This is a genomic window from Sulfitobacter sp. HI0040 (assembly GCF_001634885.1).
Lineage (GTDB): Bacteria > Pseudomonadota > Alphaproteobacteria > Rhodobacterales > Rhodobacteraceae > Sulfitobacter.
On sequence record NZ_LWEX01000291.1, the window covers coordinates 1 to 435 of the forward strand.

A 435-nucleotide genomic window follows, 5' to 3' on the forward strand; every position below is an offset into this window, starting at 1 on the left:
ACGGGCGGGACCACCATGAGATAGGCGGCCAGCGCCTCCCGGTCCTGCGGGGGGAGCATGGCGAGATTTTCGACGACCTCCGCCATCTGGGCGCCGGCGGTATCGTAGTCGGGCGTGAATCCGGTGGTGAAATAGCCCACGATATCGGCCTGTGACCATGTCAGTTCGGCGGGGGTGATATTGGGGATACGCCCCTTACCGTCCGGGTTCGGCGCGCCGGCCAGCCAGCGTTGCAGTTCAAGCCCGCCCGCGGCGTTGCGCGGGGTATGGCATTCACCGCAGTGGGCCAATGCTTCGGCAAGGTAGCGCCCGCGCGCCTGTTCTGGCGCAAGGTCACCCGTGACCGCGTAGTCCTCCGGCATGAAGGCCAGTTTCCACAAACCAAGACCACGGCGGAGGTTGAAGGGGAAGGGCACCGCGTGGGCGGGGGCTTCG

The 435-nt window shown here is 66.9% G+C and carries 1 pseudogene; it reads right to left on the reverse strand.

The features are described from left to right. Nucleotides 1-435: pseudogene (locus A3728_RS13995) on the reverse strand (cytochrome c); the annotation flags it as partial.